Origin of the sequence: Streptomyces humi (assembly GCF_001005085.2) — a bacterium.
Classification (GTDB): domain Bacteria; phylum Actinomycetota; class Actinomycetes; order Streptomycetales; family Streptomycetaceae; genus Streptomyces; species Streptomyces humi.
In genome coordinates, this window is sequence record NZ_LBMU02000091.1 from 19,279 (window position 1) to 40,119 (window position 20,841).

Annotated in this window: 17 protein-coding genes; 6 read left to right on the top strand and 11 right to left on the bottom strand. The window is 71.3% G+C overall.

The features are described from left to right. The first annotated feature begins 135 nt into the window (after positions 1–135). The 3 genes from dpgA to dpgC are packed head-to-tail and all read left to right on the top strand — an operon-like array spanning position 136 to position 3,343. Complete coding sequence (dpgA, locus tag AAW13_RS36095) at positions 136–1,287, top strand: 3,5-dihydroxyphenylacetyl-CoA synthase DpgA (RefSeq protein ID WP_079179106.1); 1,152 nt, start codon at positions 136–138, stop codon at positions 1,285–1,287. An 11-nt stretch (positions 1,288–1,298) separates the two neighbouring features. Continuing rightward, on the top strand, positions 1,299–2,000 hold the full coding sequence (dpgB, locus tag AAW13_RS36100) for an enoyl-CoA-hydratase DpgB (RefSeq protein WP_046729715.1): 702 nt from the start codon (positions 1,299–1,301) through the stop codon (positions 1,998–2,000). Beyond that, positions 1,997–3,343, top strand: coding sequence for a (3,5-dihydroxyphenyl)acetyl-CoA 1,2-dioxygenase DpgC (dpgC, locus tag AAW13_RS36105; protein ID WP_046729714.1), 1,347 nt, complete (start codon positions 1,997–1,999; stop codon positions 3,341–3,343). The genes dpgB and dpgC overlap by 4 nt, the downstream gene beginning before the upstream one ends. A gap of 121 nt (positions 3,344–3,464) precedes the next feature. Here dpgC and AAW13_RS36110 read toward each other — a convergent pair whose 3' ends face one another. Next, entirely contained in the window at positions 3,465–4,637 is a 1,173-nt protein-coding gene (locus AAW13_RS36110) for a prephenate dehydrogenase (RefSeq protein WP_063777066.1), read from the bottom strand. Positions 4,638–5,437: 800 nt separating this feature from the next. On the opposite strand from AAW13_RS36110, the gene AAW13_RS36115 reads away from it, so the two are divergent. After that, complete coding sequence (locus AAW13_RS36115; protein ID WP_240528833.1) at positions 5,438–6,331, top strand: transcriptional regulator; 894 nt, start codon at positions 5,438–5,440, stop codon at positions 6,329–6,331. Between the two features lie 63 nt (positions 6,332–6,394). Here AAW13_RS36115 and AAW13_RS36120 read toward each other — a convergent pair whose 3' ends face one another. From AAW13_RS36120 to AAW13_RS36145, 6 genes are all read right to left on the bottom strand, one after another. After that, positions 6,395–8,494 carry a glycosyltransferase family 39 protein gene (locus AAW13_RS36120; protein ID WP_046729713.1) on the bottom strand — a complete coding sequence of 700 codons (2,100 nt, stop codon included), beginning with the start codon at positions 8,492–8,494 and terminating at the stop codon, positions 6,395–6,397. Positions 8,495–8,731: 237 nt separating this feature from the next. Then, positions 8,732–10,201 (bottom strand): serine/threonine-protein kinase, encoded by a 1,470-nt coding sequence (locus AAW13_RS36125; protein ID WP_046729712.1) that lies wholly within the window; start codon positions 10,199–10,201, stop codon positions 8,732–8,734. A 137-nt stretch (positions 10,202–10,338) separates the two neighbouring features. Continuing rightward, positions 10,339–11,205, bottom strand: coding sequence for a carbohydrate ABC transporter permease (locus AAW13_RS36130; protein ID WP_046729711.1), 867 nt, complete (start codon positions 11,203–11,205; stop codon positions 10,339–10,341). 11 nt (positions 11,206–11,216) lie between these two features. Then, a complete protein-coding gene (locus AAW13_RS36135; RefSeq protein WP_046729710.1) occupies positions 11,217–12,164 on the bottom strand; it encodes a carbohydrate ABC transporter permease in 948 nt (315 codons plus the stop codon). Positions 12,165–12,176: 12 nt separating this feature from the next. Then, entirely contained in the window at positions 12,177–13,520 is a 1,344-nt protein-coding gene (locus AAW13_RS36140) for an extracellular solute-binding protein (RefSeq protein ID WP_240528834.1), read from the bottom strand. Between the two features lie 118 nt (positions 13,521–13,638). Continuing rightward, a complete protein-coding gene (locus AAW13_RS36145; protein ID WP_046729708.1) occupies positions 13,639–14,688 on the bottom strand; it encodes a LacI family DNA-binding transcriptional regulator in 1,050 nt (349 codons plus the stop codon). A 233-nt stretch (positions 14,689–14,921) separates the two neighbouring features. On the opposite strand from AAW13_RS36145, the gene AAW13_RS36150 reads away from it, so the two are divergent. After that, positions 14,922–16,775, top strand: a complete 1,854-nt coding sequence (locus tag AAW13_RS36150; protein WP_046729707.1) for a glycoside hydrolase family 2 protein — start codon at positions 14,922–14,924, stop codon at positions 16,773–16,775. Positions 16,776–16,935: 160 nt separating this feature from the next. On the opposite strand, the gene AAW13_RS36155 is transcribed toward AAW13_RS36150, so the two are convergent. After that, entirely contained in the window at positions 16,936–17,703 is a 768-nt protein-coding gene (locus tag AAW13_RS36155; RefSeq protein ID WP_046729729.1) for a phosphotransferase, read from the bottom strand. A 53-nt stretch (positions 17,704–17,756) separates the two neighbouring features. Further along, on the bottom strand, positions 17,757–18,602 hold the full coding sequence (locus AAW13_RS36160) for a helix-turn-helix domain-containing protein (RefSeq protein WP_107483491.1): 846 nt from the start codon (positions 18,600–18,602) through the stop codon (positions 17,757–17,759). 95 nt (positions 18,603–18,697) lie between these two features. Here AAW13_RS36160 and AAW13_RS36165 point away from each other — a divergent pair, with 95 nt between their 5' ends. Further along, positions 18,698–19,474 carry an alpha/beta fold hydrolase gene (locus AAW13_RS36165; RefSeq protein WP_046729705.1) on the top strand — a complete coding sequence of 259 codons (777 nt, stop codon included), beginning with the start codon at positions 18,698–18,700 and terminating at the stop codon, positions 19,472–19,474. A gap of 46 nt (positions 19,475–19,520) precedes the next feature. Here the strand turns inward: AAW13_RS36165 and AAW13_RS36170 are convergent, their stop codons facing one another. Next, entirely contained in the window at positions 19,521–20,150 is a 630-nt protein-coding gene (locus AAW13_RS36170; protein ID WP_338059077.1) for a hypothetical protein, read from the bottom strand. 178 nt (positions 20,151–20,328) lie between these two features. Further along, positions 20,329–20,805 (bottom strand): MmpS family transport accessory protein, encoded by a 477-nt coding sequence (locus AAW13_RS36175; RefSeq protein WP_240528836.1) that lies wholly within the window; start codon positions 20,803–20,805, stop codon positions 20,329–20,331. Between the last annotated feature and the right edge of the window lie 36 nt (positions 20,806–20,841).

The following is a 20,841-nucleotide window of genomic DNA, read 5'->3' on the forward strand; positions in this document are numbered from 1 at the left end:
ACCTTCGCCGCGTCATAGTGGGCCCTCGCCACTGTTGTCGGACCGGCTCTCCGGCCGACTCCTGGAAGGACGAAAAGTGTTCGTACCGAAGTTTCTCGTACGCAGCAAGACCCGAATGTGGGGGTGGACCTTCCGATGACCCGAGCCGCCAGTTCTCCGGGTGCAGCGACCCTGGAACCGCCCGCGCCGGCGGGGAAGAACACCTCCGGCACCGCCAGGATCGCGGGCGTCGGAACCGCGACCGGTGAGCAGTCGTACTCACAGGCCGAACTCCTCGACCTCTTCGCCATCACCGATCCCAAGGTCCGCTCCGTCTTCCTCAACAGCGCGATCGAGCGCCGCTTCCTCGCCACGCCGCCCCGGGGCGCCGACGGCACACCGCAGGCCGAGGCCCAGGGCCAACTGCTCGCCAAGCACAAGCGGCTCGCCCTCGACATGGGCGCCAGGGCCGTCCGGGCATGCCTGGCCGACTCGGGCCTGGAGCTGGCTGACATCGACTACCTGTGCTGCGTCACCACCACCGGCTTCCTCACCCCGGGCCTGAGCGCCCACCTCATGCGCGAGATGGGCATCCGCTCCGGCGCCAGCCGCGTCGACGTCGTCGGTATGGGCTGCAACGCCGGGCTCAACGCCCTCAACGCCACGGCGAGCTGGGCCGTCGCCAACCCCGGCAAGGTCGCCGTGATGCTCTGCGCCGAGGCCTGCTCGGCCGCGTACGTCATCGACTCCACCCTGCGCACCGCCGTGGTCAACAGCCTCTTCGGCGACGGCGCGGCCGCCATCGCGCTGGTCGCCGACCCGCCGGACGCCGCCTACGGCCCGCCCGCCGGCACGCCCGACCCCGGCAGCCCCCGCATCCTGGGCTTCGCCAGTCACCTCATCAGCGACGCGATCGACGCGATGCGCTACGACTGGGACGACAGCCAGGGCAAGTTCAGCTTCTACCTCGACCCGAACGTGCCCTACGTCGTCGGCGCCAACGCCGAACAGGTCGTCGACCGCCTGCTCGGGGCCGCCGGGCTGCGCCGCAGCGACGTCCGGCACTGGCTGGTGCACTCGGGCGGCAAGAAGGTCATCGACGCGGTGCGGATCAACCTGGGCCTGACCCGCCACGACGTGCGGCACACCATCGGCGTGCTGCGGGACTACGGCAACCTGTCGAGCGGCTCGTTCCTGTTCTCCTACGAACGGCTGCTGACGGAACGGGCGGCCCGGCCCGGCGACCACGGCGTTCTCATGACCATGGGGCCCGGTTCGACCATCGAGACTGCCCTGGTGCAGTGGTGACGGAGGAACAGATGAGTGGGGGCGCGAGCACGCGCGACGCCGACCCGGAGACCCTGGACCACGTCCTGGGAATCGACGGACGCCGGCCCCTGTCGGCCGAGACGATCGCCGCCGTGGCAGCGGCCTGCGACCGGGCCGAGGACCTGGCCGGTCGCGCCAAGGTGATCGTCCGGGTCTCCGGGCTGCCCGAGGGCCCGTGGGCGCGCGGACTGACGGTGGCGCTGGTCAACAAGTGGGAGCAGGCGCTGCGCCGGCTGGAGCGGCTGCCCGCGGCCACGGTCGCGGTGGCCGACGGCGCCTGCGGGGGAGCGGCCCTGGACGCCCTGCTGGCCACCGACTACCGGGTCCTGACACGGTCGGCGCGCCTGGTGGTGCCCGTGGACGACGGCGCGACCTGGCCGGGCATGGCCCTCTTCCGGCTCGCCCGGCACGGTGCGAGCAACGCGACGATCCGCCGGGCGGTGCTGTTCGGCACCCCCATCGAGGCGGCCGACGCGCTGGCCCTGCAACTCGTCGACGAGGTCGTGGACGACGCCGAGGCCGCCGACGCCGCCGCACGGCAGCGGGCCGGCGCCGTCGGCGGCAGCGAACTCGCCATCCGGCGGCAGCTGCTGCTGGACGCGTCCACCACGAGCTTCGAGGAGGCGCTCGGAGTCCATCTCGCGGCCTGCGACCGGGTACTGCGCCGCTCCGCCGTCGGAGCCGAGGCATGACCGTCACCGACGCCGGTGCCCTCGCGGGCCACGACCTCGACGCCGTGCGGGCCGACCTCGGGGCCGCGAGGACCGCGCTGGCCGGGGCGGCCGCCCGCACCGAGGACCTCCTGGCGTCCCTGCCCGAGCCGTCGCAGCGGTCACCGGAACAGCGGGACGTCGCCGCGCGGCGGAAGAACGCCACCCGGATCCTGCGCGCCGCCTTCCTCGACACGCACGCCGACACGGTGCACGACGAGCTCACCGGGGGCCGCACCCGCCACCTGAGGGTGGCCGAACTGGCCGCGAGGGCGGCGACCGTGTTCCCCGGCCTGGTGCCCACCGCCGCGCGTCTGGAGACCGAGCGGGCCCGGCCCCAGGCGGAGAAGGAGGGCGACGAGATCGACCAGGGCGTCTTCTTCCGCGCGCTCCTGCGTGCTCCCGGCGCCGGACCCCACCTCCTCGACGCCATGCTCCGCCCCACCCCGCGCGCCCTGGGCCTGCTGCCGGAGTACGCCCGGACGGGCACGGCCGACCTCGGCTCGGTGCGTCTGGAACGCGTCGGCGGCGCGGCGCACCTCACCATGTGCCGCGTCGACTGCCTGAACGCGGAGGACGACCGGCAGATCGACGACATGGAGACCGCCGTCGATCTCGCCCTGCTGGACGAGCGGGTCGAGGTCTGCGTGCTGCGGGGCGGAGAGATGACCCACCCCCGCTACCGGGGCCGGCGGGTCTTCAGCGCCGGCATCAACCTCAAGGCGCTGCACGGAGGCGGGATCTCCCTGGTGGACTTCCTGCTCCGGCGCGAACTCGGCTACATCCACAAGATCTTCCGGGGGGTCCTCGCCGAGGCCCCGCCGAACCCCTGGTCGCGCACGGTGGAGAAGCCCTGGGTGGCCGCCGTCGACACGTTCGCGATCGGCGGCGGCGCCCAGATCCTGCTGATGTTCGACCACGTGCTCGCCGCCGCGGACGCCTACTTCAGCCTGCCCGCCGCGGCGGAGGGCATCGTGCCCGGCGCCGCGAACTTCCGGCTGACCCGAGCCGTGGGTCCCCGCCTGGCCCGCCAGGTGATCCTGGACGGACGCCGCATCCGGGCGGCCGAGCCCGAGGGGCGGCTGGTGTTCGACGAGGTCCACGAGAGCGAGGACCTGGACGCGGCGGTGGAGCGCAGCGCCGAACGGCTGCGGGGTCCGGCCGTGACCGCCAACCGGCGGATGCTCAACCTCGCGGAGGAGTCGCCCGCCGCCTTCCGCGGCTACCTGGCGGAGTTCGCGCTGCACCAGGCGCTACGGCTCTACAGCCCCGACGTCATAGCCAAGGCGGGACGCTTCACCGCCCGGGGGCCGGGGTCCGACTGACGCCGTACACAACGGTGTTCGACTGACGCCGTACACAACCCTGTCGACTGACGCCGTACACAACGCTGTTCAACTGCCGCCGCGCGCCATCTGAACACCTTGGCACACCCCGCCGACGGGGTCACCCCGCCTCGTCGGCGCGGGCCTCGGCGGCAACCGGCTCACCGGGTCCCGCCGGACGCGTCGCGCGGTGCGGCGCGTCCGGCAGGGTCACCACGTTCGGGGTCCAGCCGCCGGCGCGCAGCAGCCGGAAGAGATCCGCCACCGAGGTCCGCGGCACGGACAGCGACACGTTCCCGCGCGGCGGGTCCTGGGCGCTCTCCAGCCGGACCTCCTCGATACGGCCGCCCAGTTCTCCGACCGCGCCGAACAGCCGGGCCAGGGTGCCCGGCCGGCCGGACACGGCGACGCTGAGCCGGACCGCGGCCGGCGCCCCCGATGCCGCTCCCGCCACCCGGGCACGCCCCCGGTGGCCGAGCCGGAGCAGGCCGTCCAGCTCCGCTTCCGCCCGTTCGCGCACCGTGCCGTCGGTGTGACCGAGGGCCCGCAGCGCCCCGACGGCCCGGCCGAGGTCGGCGGCGTAGGTGTCGAGGACGTCGGCCAGGGCGTCCGCGTTGGCGGTGAAGACGTCCCGCCACAGCCCCGGGTCGCCGCCCGCCGGGCCGGTGACGTTCCTGAGTCCCTGTCCCGCGACCCGGAGGTCGGACTCCGTGGCGTCCACCAGCGTGGCGGCCATCAGCGTGGAGATCAGCTGCGGCGCGTGGGAGGTGCGGGCCACGGTGCGGTCGTGCACCAGCGGATCCATGATCACGGGCACCGCTGCGCACAGGGAGACGAGTTCCAGCGCGCGGTTCAGCACCGACTGTGCGGTGCGTGCCGTGGGGGTGAGGATCCACGGCCGGTCCTCGAACACGTCGGCCCGTGCGGCGAGCGGGCCCAGGCGCTCGGTGCCCGCGAGCGGGTGGCCGCCGATGAAGCTGGACGGATCGGCGCCCGCCAGCCGCAGGTCGTCGTACGGCCGCGTCTTGACGCCGGCCACGTCCGTGTAGGCGTGGGCGACCCCACGGCGTTGCAGCTGTCCGAGCACCGGACCGGTGTGCGCCGGCGGGACGGCGATCACGGCGAGGTCGACGCGTTCGGCCGGTGCGCCGACCGAGCCCGCCCCCATGGCCTCCGCGGTCCTGACGGCCGTGGCATTCACGTCCTCGAGGTGGACGGTCAGGCCCCGTCGGCTCAGGGCGAGCGCCACGGACGTGCCGATGGCGCCGGTTCCGACGACCGCGACGGTCTTCACGCGGCCGGCTCCCGTTCACCGTTCGCGACCTCGAACTCCGTCGGGAGACCGGGCCGCGCATAAGAGTCCGATATCCGGATCCCATTCACCCGTGGATAGACATCGCCCGCGCCGGGCGGGACGAATGCATAATCTCGCGAGCCGTCGAAGCACACCGCACGACCAGTGATCACGCCGACCCCCAACAGATCCGGACTCCTTGCCCGGAGAACCTGCGTCGGATCGTAGTCATCGCGCCACCGTATGAGCGACTTGCGGCCCATCGGGGAAGCCGGGTCGGGCCGCCAGGAAAGGGAATATGAAATTCCACTAAACTCTGCTTCGGAATATGGTCAGGGGATTTCGGGGCGAACGGCCGGTGGAGTGAGGGTCCGGTCCTAGTCAAGCCCTGGGCGAGATGGATTTTCCCTGTTCTGCCGGTCGACAGGTGCGAAGTGGAACAGCGACGATGGCGACCGTACGGTGTGCCAGGAGGGGTGTGGGGCGTGTAGGGGGCCCGCGCTCCTCGGTCAACCGGTTCCGGCGCGTGATCTTCGGCGCGACGGGGCCGGTGGACCCTGGTGTGAGAACGGGAGCATGTCCGCTTGCGCGGATCGAAAGGTATGTGCAGGTAGAAAACCAACGGGGTGGCTATTTTGGTTCAGTCGGTTCGTGCGCTGGAATCAACGTCCGATGAAAGTGCTGGGCTGATCGGTCCGGCAAGACATTCTGTAAATCCCAGGAAAAGCGCTTTCGCTGTTCCTGTCGTCTCGCTCCTCCCAGGCGATTCCCTGAGAGCACTGGGACAGGACGAGGAACACGTGGCCCGGCTCGCGGAAATAGACGCCGCGCTGCCTCCGATTCTTGTTCACCGGCTCACCATGCGGGTGATCGACGGAATGCACCGACTGCTGGCCGCACGGGTGAAGGGCCAGAAGACGATCGAGGTCGAGTTCTTCGACGGAACTCCCGAGGACGCGTTCCTGTACGCGGTGGAAGCAAACATCTCCCATGGTCTCCCGCTCTCCCTGGCCGATCGCCGGGCCGCGGCGACCCGGATCATCGCCTCGCACCCGCAGCTGTCGGACCGGGCCATCGCCCGGGCGGCCGGGCTGGGAGCCAAGACGGTGGCAGCCATCCGCCGACGCTGTTCCGGGGGTATACCGCACCTGAGCGCGCGGATCGGCCGGGACGGCAAGGTGCGTCCGCTCAACAGCGTGGCCGGCAGACGCCGGGCCGCCGAACTGATCGCGGAACGACCGGAAGCCTCCCTGCGCGAAGTGGCCCGGCTCGCCGGTATCTCGCCCGCGACGGTCAGCGACGTCCGCAAACGACTGGAAACCGGCCAGTCGCCGGTCACTGAGCGCGTCAAATCCCCTTCTCCGAGCGAGAGTTCGGAGGAGACGGCACCCACCGCCAAACTGCGGGCCGACCGCCGTCCGCCGCTCGTTTCGGCGGATCCCGCAAACGTGCTCGAAAAGTTACTCCGAGACCCTTCCTTGCGTCACAAAGAGGGAGGACGCCAATTGCTGCGACTGCTGCGGCAGAACGCGATCGCCGCGGACGAGTGGGACGAACTGATGGCCGCCGTCCCGAGCCACTGCGGGGCGCTGGTGGTGGGTCTCGCCCGCCACTACGCCGAGATCTGGACGGATTTCGCACAGCTGCTGGACGAGCGCGTGCAGATCGAAGGCCGCAAGCCGGACGACGAGTGACCGGACCCGAGGACCCTCAGGCGTGCGGCCGGTCCGGCCCGCACGCCTGACCCGCACGTGGTGTCAGCCGTCGCACCGGTAGAGGGTGCCCTGTGCGTCCGTACTGTTCCCGCCGTACACGGAGGCCGGTACGACGGTGCAGTCGGTCCGCACCCAGGAGCGCACCGCGGTGATGGCCGCGTTCCCCGACCCCTGGGTCTGCGCGAACCCCTCCCAGCCGTCGGCGGCGAGGACCACGTAGCGCAACCGCCCCTCGGCGACGAGCCGTTCGACGTCCGCCACGGTGGGAGTGGGTGCGCCGCCGCTGAACCCGCCCATCGGCAGGATCCTCGCGCCGGACGCCAGGATGTAGTTCCACGACATGACGGCGGAGTCGGTGGCGAAGGCGAACGCCGTCCTCCCGCTGTGCTGTCGGGTGTAGCGGAGCAGACGGTGCTGGGAGGCCGTGAGCGTGTCGGAGTCGTTGAGGGAGGCACGGGCGGCGGCCGTGCCCTGTGGTGCGTTCCCGCCGTGCACCACGTTCGCCGCTCTGTGCACCGCGCTGCCGCCCGTGGCGAACGGGCCGGCCGAGGCGTCCATCGCGGTTCCGGCGTACCGCGGGTCGAGCACCGACAGCGACCAGGCCGCGGGCGCCGCCAGGACGGTGACCAGCGCGGCCACCAGGCCGACGGTGGCGAGTCTTCCATGGTGCAGCCGTCTGCGGTGGGCGATGGTCAGAGCCGCGATCGCGCCCGCGCCCAGCGCGATGAGCAGCCAGGGCAGCCAGGGCAGGAAGTCGGGGTAGAGGAAGCAGAGGAACGCGCTCCACACCAGCTCCGCCCCGACAGCCGCGGGCAGTGCCCAGGTCCTGCGGCCGTCCCGGTACGCCCGCCAGAACATCACGAGCCCGGTGGCGGACAGGGCGGCCAGCGCCGGCGCGAGCATCGCCACATAGGCGGTGTGCGGCACCTCGATGGCGCTGAGCACCAGGGCGCTGAAGGTCAGCCACAGCCCCCACAGCACGAATCCGCCGCGGATCCGGTCGGTGCGCGGGGTGGTGCGCCGCCACCGCAGGCCGAGCACCAGGCTCAGCAACGCGAGCGGGTACAGCCAGCCCACCTCGGGTGCGAAGCGGCTGCCGAGCAGCTTGCCCGGCGTGGGCCCGCCACCGGAGGGGCCGCCGCCGGCAGGACCGCCGCCGGGTGCGGTCCCGTCCGGTTGCCCCGCCGCCGGGTCGCCGGCGTTCGGCGGGGAGCCCGCGGTGCCGACCATCCCGGTCATCTGGTCGACCGAGCCCTCCACCAGGTCGTCGGAGAAGCGGTTGAAGCCGTTGTAGCCGAACACCATGGTGACGGCGCTGTTGTCGGTGGTGCCGTCCACGTACGGCCGGTCGGAGGCAGGGGTGACGGCCAGGAGCAGCACCGAGGAGAGCGAGACCGCGAGGGTGACGGCGCCGGCGGCCAGGACGTGGGCCGTCCTGCGGCGCAGGGGGCCCGCGGCCAGGAGCAGGTAGGCGAGGGCGAGAGCCGGCAGGACCACCCAGGCCTGCAACATCTTGGCCTGGAAGCCCAGGCCGATCCAGGCGCCCGCGGCCAGCAGCGGCCGCAACCGGGCGCCGAGCACGGCCCGCTGACCGGCATCGGCGGCCAGGACCAGGCACATGGTGAGCGCCCCGTCCTCCATCGAGTGCCCGAACATGGACGCCAGCACGGGGGTGAGTGTCATGATGCCGGCCGCGAGGATGCCCGGTACGGGACCCGACCAGCGACGGACCACCCGGTAGGTGACGAGGACCGTGACCACGCCCTCGACGACCTGGGGGAGCGTCAGCGCCCAGGCGTGGAAGCCGAAGAGCCGGGCGGAGAGCGCCTGCGGCCACAGGAAGCCGGCGAGCTTGTCGATGGTGAGGGTGGCGCCCGGGTCGAGCGCGCCGTAGAAGAACGCCTTCCAGCTCTGCGACATGCTGCGGGCGGCGACGGCGTAGAACGGCGCGTACCCGCTGGTGGTGATGTTCCAGGAGTAGAGCAGGGCCGCCAGGGCGGCGACGGCCAGGAGCGCCGGTCGCGCCCAGCGCGGCTGGTCGGCGGGGGACTTCCACACTTCCCAGCCACGCCGGGCGGCGGCCGGAGACGGGGAGGCGGGCTCGGGTAAGGAGGCGGCGGGGGAGTCGAGAGCGGTGCTCATGACGATCCATCATGATATGCGGTGTCCATGACAACAGAGAGTAGGAGCGGCCCCACTGTTCACACCACACGGACGTCCCGTGAGCCCCGACCGACACAGGTTCGCAAGCCCTGACCGGCACAGGTTCGCACGCCCGTGTTACGAGCGCGTACTGGCACGCGCCGCGTTCTCGGCCTGCGCCCCTTACCTGGCGTGCACCGCTTACTCGGCCTGCACCGCGTACCTGGCCCGCGCCGCCTACTTGGCGTGCGCCGCCTTCTTGGCGTGGCGCTTCTTTCGTGCCTGACCCGGTGGTTCGCCGTGTGCCGCGGACCTGCCCTTGCCGGCCGCGTCGGCCGTGGCCTGTCCGTCACCGCCCGGAGGAGAGACGTCATCACGGGCGGGCTGGGCGGAGCCGGCGGGCGTCCGCGCTCCGGGTACCCGGTCGGAGTCACCCGGTGAGTGGGCGGCGGCGGAAGGGCTGTGGGAGAGCGACGTGGCTCCGTCGTGACGCGCGGCGGTGTCATCGGACTTGGACGACGTGGTGGGGTCGGTGACGGACGGGGCGGCTTCGGTCGTGGTGTCGTGGTGGGGAAAACCGTCGCCGACGACGAGCCCGGCGGCGGCGAGCGCGACCAGCACGGCCGCCGACCCACGTGCCCGCAGGCGGCCGCGGGCGGACACGGGACGGGAGGGCGCCGGGGTTCGGCCGGCCGGAACGCTCGGGGTGGAGGCCGCTCCCGCGGCGGGCGACAGGCTCCGGTGGGTACGATCGACGCGATCCACCGCGGTCCGCGGCACGGTCCCGGACACGGGCCGGGGAGCGGAGGCAGACTCGGCAACGGACGCGGGCCGGGGAACGATCGTGGGCCGGGGGACGCATGCGGCGGGCTCCGCGCTCGTACCGGCGAGGCGCGTCAGGGCCTCGGCGCAGTCCCGTGCCGAGGGTCGTGTCTGCTGGTCCAGAGCGGTCATGTCCCGCAGCAGGGCGGCGAAGGAGGCGGGCAGGAAATCGGGCAGGACCGGCGGGCGGTGCAGGCGCGCTATCGCGGACTCGAGGGGGCCGCCGTCGTATTCGAGGCGACCGGTGAGGCTTTCGAGGAGCACCAGGCCGAGGGCGAAGACGTCGGCGGGGCGGCCGACAGGCTGGCCCAGCACCTGTTCGGGGGAGAGATAGGCCGCCGTGCCGGTCAGGGTGCCGGTCGCGGTGCGCGTGGTCGCGTCCAGCAGGCGGGAGATCCCGAAGTCCGTCAGATGGGGCCGTCCGGCGGCGTCGAGGATGATGTTCGACGGTTTGACGTCCCGGTGGACGATGCCTGTCTCGTGGGCGTGCGCGAGGGCGTCGCCCAGGTGCGCCCCGAGCGCGGCGGTGGCCGCGCACGGCAGGGGGCCCTCGGCGATCCGGCTCTTCAGGGTGGGGCCGTCGATCAGTTCCATGACGAGGAAGGCCTCGCCGTCATGGGTCCCGGCGTCGTAGGCGGTCACCAGTCCTGGATGCGCCAGCCGGGCCAGGATCGTCGCCTCGCTGCGGAAGTCCTCCTCGGTGTCGAGACCGGTACCGGCGCGGAAGAGCTTCACCGCTACGGCCCGGCGCAGCCGGAGGTCGAATCCGCGGTGGACGTTCGCCGCCCCGCCCGATCCGATCAGCGCGTCGAGACGGTAACGGCCCCCCAGTATTCTGGCGAAGCCTCGAAAAGCCCGCGGACCCCGTACCTGGCCCACCGTCATCTCGTCCGCCCCCTTCCACGCACCGGCGCCGGCCGGACGCCCGCCGCCTGCGGCCGTGGCACGCAGGTACCCACCTACCGGCCACTTGCACAACGACAAACGTTTTCACGCGGCCGGCGTCCGGTGGGGCGGGGCCGTTACTTGATGCCGGTGGTGGCGATGCCCTGGACGATCTGACGCTGGAAGACCAGGAAGACCGCGATGAGCGGGATGAAGCCGAGCACCGAGGAGGCCATGATCTCGGCGTACTGCGGGCTGGTGGGGTCCACCAGGGAGGCGAGACCCACGGGGATGGTCTGGGACTTGGTCTGGCTGAGGACGAGCAGCGGCCACAGGAACGAGTTCCAGGAGCTGATGAAGGTGAGGATCGCGACCGTGGACACGGCCGGCCGGCAGATCGGCATGCAGACGGTGGCGTACACCCGCCACCAGCTCGCGCCGTCGATACGGGCCGCCTCGATCAGCGCCGTGGGGATGCCGCGGAAGAAGGAGTGGAAGACGAACACCGAGATCGGTGCCGCGACCGACGGCAGGACCAGCGCCCAGAACGTGCCGAGCAGGTGGAAGGACCGGTACTCGATGAACTGGGGCAGCACCAGCGCCTCGGTCGGCAGCATCAGGCCGGCCGTGACGACGGCCATGACCAGGCCCCGGCCCCGGAAGCGCAGGAAGGCCAGCGCGAATCCGGCCATCGAGCAGAAGGCCACCGTGAAGACCACGGCGAGTACCGAGATCACCAGGCTGTTGAGGTACCAGGTGCCGATCGGATGGTTGTCCCAGGCGGTCGCGTACGCCTTCAGCGACCAGCCGCCGTCGAAGACCGACGTGGGGCTCTGAGTGATGGCGGCGTCGTCGCGCAGCGAGGTGATCAGTGCCCAGACGAAGGGCACCAGCCAGATCAGCGCGAACAGGGTCAGGCACACGGCGCAGAGCCGGTTGAAGAGCGTGGCGCCGTTGACCGCGCCGTTCGCTTCGGCGGGCCGTGGCTGGGTGATGGTGGTCATGGGTCCTCCGCTCAGGCCGCGCTGCCGGTCGCGCGGCGGCGCCGCAGCCCGTACCAGGCCGCCGAGATCGCGACGATGATGACGAAATACACCATGGTGGCGGCAGCGCCGTAGCCACCTCGGTAGGCGGTGAAGCCGGTGTCGTAGATGTACTCGATGACCGGTCGGGTGGACTGGTCGGGTCCGCCGCCGAGCAGCTGGTAGATCTGGTCGAACACCTTCAGCGAGGCGAGGATCTGGAGGATCAGCACCAGGCTGGTGGTCCGGCCGAGCAGCGGCACCGTGATGTGGCGGATCTGCTGCCAGGGGCTCGCCCCGTCGATCGCCGCCGCTTCGTACACGTCCGCGGGCACGTCCTGGATCGCCGCGGTGTAGAGGACGAAGTTGAAGCCGAACGTCCACCACACGGTCATCAGCACCACGGCGGTCCAGCCGCCGGAGGTGCTGCCGATGAAGTCGGGGACCGGCAGTCCGACCGCGTCGAACACCTTCGGCAGGAGGCCGATCTGAGGGGTGTACATCCACAGGAAGACCAGGGTGACCACGGAGGACGGCACGACGTACGGCACGAAGAAGGCGATGCGGTAGAAGAGCCGGCCGCGGCGGATGCGCGAGGCGAGGATGGCGACGCCCAGCGCGAGGACCACCAGCGGGGGCGTGGTCAGCAGGGTGAAGAGCACCGAGTGCCACATGCTCTGCCAGAAGAGGGAGTCGCCGAGCACCTCCTGGTAGTTCGACAGGCCGACGAAGTCCCCGAGGCCGCTTTTGACGGTGGTGGTGTTGAAGAAGCTCAGCACCACCCCGACGAGCAGCGGGCCGGCCAGGAACAGCAGGTAGACGATGAGGAAGGGGGCGGTGAGCAGCCTGCCCGCCCGGCGTTCGGAAGGGGCGGGCCGGTCGGCGGCGTGGTTCGTGGGGGATGCGGCGGGTGCCGGTCGCGTCGAGACGACGGTCGTCATGGTGTCTGCCTCCTACTTCATCGTGACCGGCGGTCGGGACGTGGTGTACCGCTTCAGCGCGGAACGCATCGCGCCCGCCATGCCCTTGGGCGTGATCCGCCCGGCGAGGGCTTCGATGACCGTGCCGCCGATCACGCCCTGGAAGTCCGAGCCGGCGCCGGTGTACCAGGCCACCGGGTCGTACTGGGCGTCGAACGCGGCCTGGACGTAGTTGCGCTGCGGCGACAGTTCGAGGAACGCCGTGCTCTTCTGGGTCGGCAGCCAGGCCGGGATGTGGCCGCCCTCGGCCCACACCGCGCTGCTGTCGAGGAGACTCCTGACGAACTTCGAGGCGTTGCGTGTACGGGTCTCGTCGCCGCGGTCGTTGCGCGGCAGGATCAGCGCGTGCGAGTCGGCGTACGCGACGGGCTTCGGGCCGAGCAGCGCCGGGAACGGCACGACGTCGAACTTCAGGCCCTTCACCCCACGGTACGACGGGATCTGCCACTCGCCGTCGAAGAGGAAGCCGGCCTTGCCGGTGCTGAAGAGGGCGTTGGCGCCGGCGCCGGTGAGGTTCCTCGGCATCAGGTCCGGACCGGTGAGGCTCTGCATGAAGGCGACCGTCTCCTGCATCGCCTCGTCATCGATGACGATCTTCGTGCCGGAGTCGGTGACGATCGGTCCCGCCAGGCCGGAGTAGACCATGCTGAAGAAGCGCCAGGCGGTGGACGGGTCGGCGGTGATCGACATGACCGCCCCGTACCGGGCGCCGCCCGCGTCCTTCATCGCCTTCACCGCGGCGACGAAGTCCTCCCCGCCCTTGAGGGGCACGAGTCCGTCGCCGGCGGAGTTCAGCAGGCCCGCCTTGCGGGCGATGTCCACGTTGTAATAGAGGACGAAGGGGTGTGTGTCCAACGGGACCGCGTACACCGTGCCGTCCACGGTGGCCTTCTTCCAGGCCGCCGGGGTGAACTTGTCCTCGGTGACACCCAGCTCCCCGAGGGGGGTGTCCCGCACCGGCTGGAGCAGGCCGGAGGCGGCCAGCAGCGGGAGCCGGGAGAGATGGGTGATGCCGACGTCCGGCGGGGTGCCGCTGGCCGTGGCCAGTGCCAGCTTCGTGTAGTACGGATTGCCCCAGCCGAGGACGGTCGCCTCGACGGTCGTTCCCGGGTCGGCCTTCTGGAACGCCTTCTCCATCAGCACCATGTTGGCGCCGTCACCGCCGGTGAAGAGGTTCCAGAAGATGACATCCGCCGTGTCCGGCTGTGAGCCCGTCAGGCCGGACGCGAGCGGGGAGGAGCACGCCGCGAGCCCTCCGGTCAGGGCAAGGCCACCGCTGAGGGCAAGAAACCGCCGGCGCGCCATCGCTCCGCTCATGGGGTTATTCACCTCGTTAATTCGATGTGAACTCGATGGCGCAGACCCTCGCACACGTTTTGCAACGATGCAATAGATCGCCGGGAAGAAGTCCCCGAGGCCGCGGCCGGGCCCCCGGTCACTCCAGGGCGGTCCCGCGGCGCGAGGACTCCCGGACGATCAGCCGGTACGGCGTGGCCTCCTGGGCTGCCACCACGACCGCTCCCGCCTGCGCGTCCTCTCCGGGAGCGGCCTCGCCGGGACCTCCTGGCGCCTGCATCTGCTCCTCCAGCAGGGCCAGTGAGCGCTCGGCGATCGCGTCGAGGTCAGGGGCGATGGACGTGAGCGGCGGATGGGTGTAGGCGGACTCCTGGATGGCGTCGATGCCGACGACGGCCACGTCCTCGGGCACCCGCACCCCTGAGGCGTCCAGAGCCCGGAGCGCACCGACGGCGAGCGCGTCGTTGAAGGCGAAGACGGCGTCCGGCAGCGGGCCGTCGCCCTCCAGGAGCTCCCGCACGGCCTCGTGGCCCTGGTCCCTGGTCCAGTCCTCGACCGGTACGACCAGCCAGTTGACCCGCCGTACCCGGGCCGCGGACATCGCCTGCTCGTACCCCTCGGTGCGCTGGCGGCCGTTCTCGCTGCCGTTGCGGCCGAGCGCGACGATCCGGCGGCAGCCCTGCTCCAGCAGGTGCTCGACGGCGGTGCGGGCGGCCGCGACATTGTCGATACCGACCCGCGGGAACTGGTCACCGACACTGTGCTCACCCAGCATGACCAGCGGAAAGTCCGGTTTCTTGGCGGCGACGTCGGCCGCCGGCAGGGTCAGGGCGCTCAGCAGTACGCCGTCGGCGACGTTGGTCAGCCCGCCCTCGATGATCCGCCGCTCCACCTCGCTGTCGCCCGCGGTCGACTCGACGAGCACCGTGATGCCGCGCCGTCCCGCGGCCCGGATGACGGCCTGGGCCAGCTCGGCGAAGTAGGGCTCGGCGACGAACGGCACCGCCAGCGCGATGAACCCGGTGCGGCCCGAACGCAGGCCGCGGGCCAGGTAGTCCATGCGGTAGCCCAGCTCGTCGAGCGAGCGCTGCACCCTGGCGCGGGTGTCCGGGCTGACGTGCGGATAGCCGCTGACCACGTTCGACACCGTCCGCACCGACACCCCGGCGTGCTCGGCCACGTCCCGCATCCGCACTCTGGCCACTGGGGCCTCCCTTCCCGTCCTGCCGCCACCGGCGCCCGCCGGGTGACCTCCATCGGGCTCCCGACGGCCCTCAGAGTCTGCCGCACCGGTGAGCCGCGACCTCGTCCTCGTGCCCCACCCGAGTCTTGCATCGATGCAAAAGATCACTCATGATGGCAGGGCTTCGAACGCGTAAACGCCCATGCCGGGAATTCCGGAAAAGGGCAGGAGGAGGATCCGTGAGGGCGAGCGAGCAGGACGGGACGTATCCGAGGCCGATCCTGCGCCGGGAACGGTGGCACAGCCTCGACGGCGTCTGGGAGTTCGGGTACGACGACGCCCGTGAGGGCGAGCGCGAGGAGTGGTTCTCCGAGGGGACGACGGGTGCGTTCGACCGGGAGATCACCGTCCCGTTCCCACCCGAGGCCCCCGCCTCCGGCATCGGCGAGACCGCGGCGCACGCGGTGGTCTGGTACCGCCGCCGGATACCCCACGAGGTACTCGCCGTCAGCGGCGGCGAGCGGGCGCTGGTGCACTTCGGTGCCGTCGACCACCGGGCCAGGGTCTGGCTGGACGGCCGGCTGGTCACCGAACACGCCGGCGGCCAGACGCCGTTCACCGCCGACGTGACCGACGCGCTGCGCCCCGGCGCCGACGAACACGTGCTCGTCGTACGTGCCGAGGACGACCCGGCCGACCTGGCACAGCCGCGCGGCAAGCAGGACTGGCAGGACCGGCCGCACGCGGTCTGGTACGAGCGGACCACCGGCATCTGGCAGACCGTGTGGACCGAGACCGTCGCCGCCCAGCACCTCACCGACCTGGCCTGGATCCCCGACCCGGCACGGGGCGTCGAGGCCGAGATCACCCTGGCCTCGGTGCCGGCCGCCCCGGTGACCGTGGAGATCGTCCTGACCCACGACGGCGAGACCCTCGCCGAGTCCGTCACCTCGGTCCGCACCCCGCGCAGCCGCGTCGACCTCGTCGTCCCCGCCCTGCGCAACGGCATCGACCGCGAGGACCTGCTGTGGAGCCCCGAGCGGCCCACCCTGATCGACGCGCGGGTGACCGTCCGCGACGCGGCCACCTCCGAGGTGCTCGACACCGTCGACAGCTACGTCGGCCTGCGCAGCGCCGGCGTCGGCCGTGGCGCCTTCCTCCTCAACGACCGCCCCTACTACGTACGTTCAGTACTCAACCAGGGCTACCGGCCCGACACCCTGATCGCGAACTCCGGCACCGCCGAACTGCGCCGCGAGGTCGAACTGATCAAGGCGATGGGCTTCAACGCGGTCCGTGTCCACCAGAAGGCCGAGGACCCCCGCTTCCTGTACTGGGCCGACCGGCTGGGCCTGTTGGTGTGGGGCGAGACCGGCGCCGCGTACGAGTACGGCACCGAGGCCGTCGAACTGCTCACCCGTGAATGGCTGGACCTGGTCCGGCGCGACCGCAGCCACCCCTCGATCGTCACCTGGGTGCCGGTCAACGAGAGCTGGGGCTGCTCCGACATCGCCAACTCCCCAGCACAGCAGGCCTACACGGTCGCCCTCGCGAACCTGACCCGTGCCCTGGACCCGACCCGTCCGGTCATGTCCAACGAGGGCTGGGAGCACACCGACAGCGACATCATGGGCGTGCACGACTACTCCTCCGACCCCGAGCTGCTCACCCGCCGTTACGGAGACACCGACGGGTTCGAGGCGCTGCTCGCCTCACCGGGCCCGGCCGGACGCGTCCTCTCCCTCACCGCACGACAGACGGAGCGCTACCGAGCCGGTGAAGCCCCGCTCATGGTCACCGAGTTCGGCGGGCTGTCCGTGGGCGCCGAGGAGGACGAGTTCTCCTACACGCGCACCAGCTCCGACACCCAGTACGCCGCCCTGCTCGGCGACATCTTCAAGGTCCTGCACACCAGCCCGATCGTCGCGGGTTTCTGCTACACGCAGTTCATGGACACCGCCCAGGAGACCAACGGCCTGCTCTACCCGGACGGTTCGCCCAAGCTCCCGCTGGAAACGATCCGCCACATCGTCACCGGCACCGGGCCCCTCCCCGAAGAGAAGCCCGACCCCCCGGCTGACGGCATGAGTTGACCGACGACACCGCTGACCCGGCCGGCCGGCGGCTGCCCTGACGCGGGGCAGGAGCGGCTGCCGGCCGGCCGACGGCTTCGGGGAGGGTGACGACGAGGTCGCTGTCGCGGACGAACAGCGGTGCCGTGCCCGCGGTGGCGCGGTCATCAGACGCAGCCCCTCAGCTCAACAGGGCAGCCGTGAAGGACTCGCGACGGACCGCCAGCCACTCCTGGATGCGGTCCCAGCGCTGCCAGCCACCACCCTCGGACAGCGCCCGCAGGTAGCCGGGGTCACCCTCGGCCACCCGGTCGGCGACGAAGGCCCGGCAGGACGCGGTGGCCTGTTCGACGACACCGGGCAGTTCAGCGCGCTCCTGCCGGGAGAGGCCGTAACCGTCGGCGAGGATCCGCAGCCGTGCCCGGGCATCCAGCCCCGCTGGATGGCGAACTGCCGCGGACGTGGGATCGAGCATGGGAACCCAGTAGCGGGCGGTCATGGCGACGTCCCACACCGCGCGGCCGGGAGCCGCCAGATCGAAATCGATCAGCGCCACGGCACGGCCGTCGCGGAAGACGACGTTCTCCGGGCAGACGTCGTTGTGGCACAGCATCGTCCCTCCCTCCGGGTCGGCGAGGGAGCGGGGCCACTCGACGGACGGGTCGACGGTGACGGCCCTGGCGGCATTGTGCAGCCGCCGCAGCAGTCCTCCCACCGATCGCAGCGCGCTCTCGGACATCACCCAGCGCGGAAACGGCGGCAGAGCGACGTCGCCCGGGACGAAGGTCAGCTGCTCCCGGCCGTCCGCCGTAAGACGGATCGGCCTCGGAGCCCCGTCGAACCCGTGCTCGCCGAGCGCGCGGAGATGGGCATGCAGGGCGCGCGCGGTGGGCGGCGCCGGGCGTTCCACCAGGGCACCGTGGCGGAACACCGCGCCCACGTTCATCATGCCGCCGACCAGGGCTGCACCCTCCGCCGCCGCATCGTCAGCCGTCACGCCGATCACGCTACCGTCACCGCCGCCTGCCACGCACCCGGGCGCATGCCTGTCGCCTTGCGGAAGAACACCGAGAAGTTCGAGGCGTCGGGGAAGCCGAGCGTGGTGGCGCAGCGAGCCGCGGTGAGGCCGTCGTGCGCAAGGAGCCGTTTCGCCTCCAGGACGATCCGGTCGACGATGTACGCCTTCGCCGTGCGGCCGGTGACCTGCTGCACCGCTCGAGAAAGGGTACGGGGCGCGTATCCCAGGGTACGGGCGTAGTAGCCGGCCGCGTGATGTTCCCGGAAGTGCGCTTCGACACTGGCGCGGAACAGCGGGAACACCGGGTGCGTGAACCCCGCCTGGGCGTGCGGTGGCCGCAGCCGGGCGATGAGCGCGGAGAGCAGGATCCGGGGCAGCTCCGCCGGGGCGTTCCCGGGCGGGGCGGACGCCTCCAGGAGCAGATGGTCGCGCGCCGTTTCGACGAAGGGCCAGTCGGCGTCGGGGAGCCTCCAGTGCGCGACGAGGTCCGGTGACGCGACGAGCTCACGGGTGGCGTGCGTGACCGGCGCGGTCGGCACGAACAGCACCAGGTGGCCGGCCACACCGGCGATGTCGTCCCACCGGTGTACGGCGCCGGGTGGAATCCACACCGCGGACCGCTCCTCGAGCGGGTGGTGGAGGAAGTCCACCGTGACCGTGCCGTGCCCGGCGTCGACGACGGCGAGGACATGGAAGTCGGCGCGCTGCGTACCGCCGTCGTTCAGCTCGCGAAGGCGGTCGAACGTCATCGTCTCGACCGCGGCGGCGCGGTGCTCCGCGGGCTGGTAGGTCATCTGCCGGATCACACGCACGAGTCCATTTTTCACCATCCGTCGACCAGTCGCGCCGATGCCTCGAAGGGGCCCGGCGAGTTCACTGAAAGACAAGGGGCGACCGCCCAGCACACCGACCGGAAGAGCCCACTGTGAACACGACGCAGCAGACGCAGATGCCCGCTTACGACCACCGGACCGGGGCCGGCCCGACCCTGGTGTTCCTGCACTACTGGGGTGGTTCGGCCCGGACCTGGGACCTCGTCGTCGGCCGCCTCGCGGACCGTGACACCCTCACGGTCGACTTCCGTGGGTGGAGCCGGTCGAGCGGTCTGCCCGGCCCCTACACGCTCGGTCAGCTCGCCGACGACACGCTTGCCGTGCTGGCCGACGCGGGCGTCACCGAATACGTCCTGGTGGGGCACTCGATGGGCGGCAAGGTCGCGCAGCTGGTCGCGGCCACCAGGCCCGCCGGCCTGCGCGGCATCGTCCTGGTCGGCTCCGGTCCGGCGAAGCCCGCCGCGCAGATCACCGACGAGTACCGGGCAGCTCTTTCCCACGCCTACGACTCTCCCGAGTCCGTCGCCGGGGCACGGGACCACATCCTCACCGCGACCGAGTTGGCCGCGTCGGTCAAGGCGCGGATCGTGACCGACTCGCGGACCGTCTCCGAGGCCGCCCGCACGGAGTGGCCGCTGCGCGGCATCGCGCAGGACATCACCGAGCACACGCGCATGATCGGCGTTCCCTCCCTCGTGATCGCCGGAGAGAACGACCAGGTCGAGCCTGCCGATGTGCTCCGTAGCAACCTGGTGCCGTATCTTCCCCGAGCCGACTTCGTGGTGATCCCGCGCACCGGACACCTGATCCCGCTGGAAGCCCCGGCCGACCTCGCCGACGCCATCACGGCCTTCGCACCGGCGGCCTGACCGTGAGCGCCCCGCCCTCCGCGGAGGGCAGGGCGTTTCGGGGCGGCTAAGGGCAGGTCTCGCCGAACTTCACCGCGGTGACCGACACCGGCTGCCCGTCGATCGCGGTGCCCGCCCTGGGGGACTGGGTGCAGACCTCCCAGTTGGACTCGACGAGCACCCATCGCGCCTCCGGCGAGGCGTCCTTCACGCTGAAGGACGTACTCGGATCGAGGGCCGCGCGCGCGGCCTTCACCGAGTTCCCCTTGAAGTCGGGAAGCTTTCCGCCCTCCGCGGACGGGGGCTTCTCGTCCTTCGCCGGGCAGGTCTCCTCCAGCTTCACCGTCCCGAAATCCAGGGTGGTGTCCGTAGGGACGGTCCTGCCCGCGGCGATGTTCTGGGAACACACCTTCCAGTTGCGGTCGAACGCCTGCATCCGGTCCCGGCCGAGCGCGTCATGCGACTTGAGGACGTAGAAGCCGTCCTGCTGGGCGCTGTCCTGCGCCGACTGGAGCCCCATGCCGACGAAGTTCGGCACCGTCTTGCTCACGACACCGGCGACACCGGCGACACCGGCGTCCTTGGGGTCGTCGGCGGGACTGCCGGTCGTCCTGGCCGGTGCGGTCGTCGCGACGGGGTTCTTTCCCGAGCTGTTGGTGTCGGCAGGTTCGCATGCGGTGACGCTGATGGCCGCCACCCACAGCAAGGTGGCACTGATTGCGCGGGATCGCACTGATTCCCCCTGAGTAGTACCTGTTCAGGCGGACACGGTAGAGCAGGCGTGGGAAAACGCGAGGCCGTGCCGCCGGGTCGTCACACGAACGAGCGCTCACCGCGCCGCCGCGGCGGCGCGGTGAGCGCCCGTTCCGCTGCGTCTAGTTCCAACCGCCGAAGAAGTCGCTGCTGAGCTGCGCGGAGCAGATGTTGTATCCGCCGGCCGCGTGACCCTTCTTCGTCTGCCCTTCCACGGTCACGGAGCAGTGGATGTCGCCGCCGCCCTGAAGCTGCGCGGTTACCTGGAAGTACATGGCGTCGTCGGTGAGTTTCAGCGTCTTCGTCATCGGCAGGCCGGAGCCCTGGAGGTTGTCGGTGTCACTGCCGTAGGTGATGTCCGTACCGGCCGGGGCGCTGCCCCACACCTTGAACACCACCTGGTCGGCCGCCGTCGCAGTCGTCGTGTCCTTCGTCTTCTTCGGTGTCGCCTTGGCCGCCTTGGCCTTCGCGGTCTTCGTGACGGTCACTGTCGGAGCCGGCTCAGCCTCGCCCTTGGCGGTTTCGGTGACGGTGACGCGCGGCGCCGGCTTGGCGTCAGCGGCCGTCTTCTGGTCGCTGCCGGAGGAACCGATCCCCACCCCCAGGAAGAGGATGAGAACAGCCGCGGGAATGAC

What these genes read in the sequence shown, in the direction of transcription:
- AAW13_RS36155 (WP_046729729.1), bottom strand. Translation starts at nt 17,703, where the DNA reads ATGATGAACGTGGGCGCGGTGTTCCGCCACGGTGCCCTGGTGGAACGC.
- AAW13_RS36145 (WP_046729708.1), bottom strand. Translation starts at nt 14,688, where the DNA reads ATGCGGGACGTGGCCGAGCACGCCGGGGTGTCGGTGCGGACGGTGTCG.
- dpgA (WP_079179106.1), top strand. Translation starts at nt 136, where the DNA reads ATGACCCGAGCCGCCAGTTCTCCGGGTGCAGCGACCCTGGAACCGCCC.
- AAW13_RS36160 (WP_107483491.1), bottom strand. Translation starts at nt 18,602, where the DNA reads ATGGTGAAAAATGGACTCGTGCGTGTGATCCGGCAGATGACCTACCAG.
- AAW13_RS36135 (WP_046729710.1), bottom strand. Translation starts at nt 12,164, where the DNA reads ATGACGACCGTCGTCTCGACGCGACCGGCACCCGCCGCATCCCCCACG.
- AAW13_RS36125 (WP_046729712.1), bottom strand. Translation starts at nt 10,201, where the DNA reads ATGACGGTGGGCCAGGTACGGGGTCCGCGGGCTTTTCGAGGCTTCGCC.
- dpgC (WP_046729714.1), top strand. Translation starts at nt 1,997, where the DNA reads ATGACCGTCACCGACGCCGGTGCCCTCGCGGGCCACGACCTCGACGCC.
- dpgB (WP_046729715.1), top strand. Translation starts at nt 1,299, where the DNA reads ATGAGTGGGGGCGCGAGCACGCGCGACGCCGACCCGGAGACCCTGGAC.
- AAW13_RS36140 (WP_240528834.1), bottom strand. Translation starts at nt 13,520, where the DNA reads ATGAGCGGAGCGATGGCGCGCCGGCGGTTTCTTGCCCTCAGCGGTGGC.
- AAW13_RS36120 (WP_046729713.1), bottom strand. Translation starts at nt 8,494, where the DNA reads ATGAGCACCGCTCTCGACTCCCCCGCCGCCTCCTTACCCGAGCCCGCC.
- AAW13_RS36130 (WP_046729711.1), bottom strand. Translation starts at nt 11,205, where the DNA reads ATGACCACCATCACCCAGCCACGGCCCGCCGAAGCGAACGGCGCGGTC.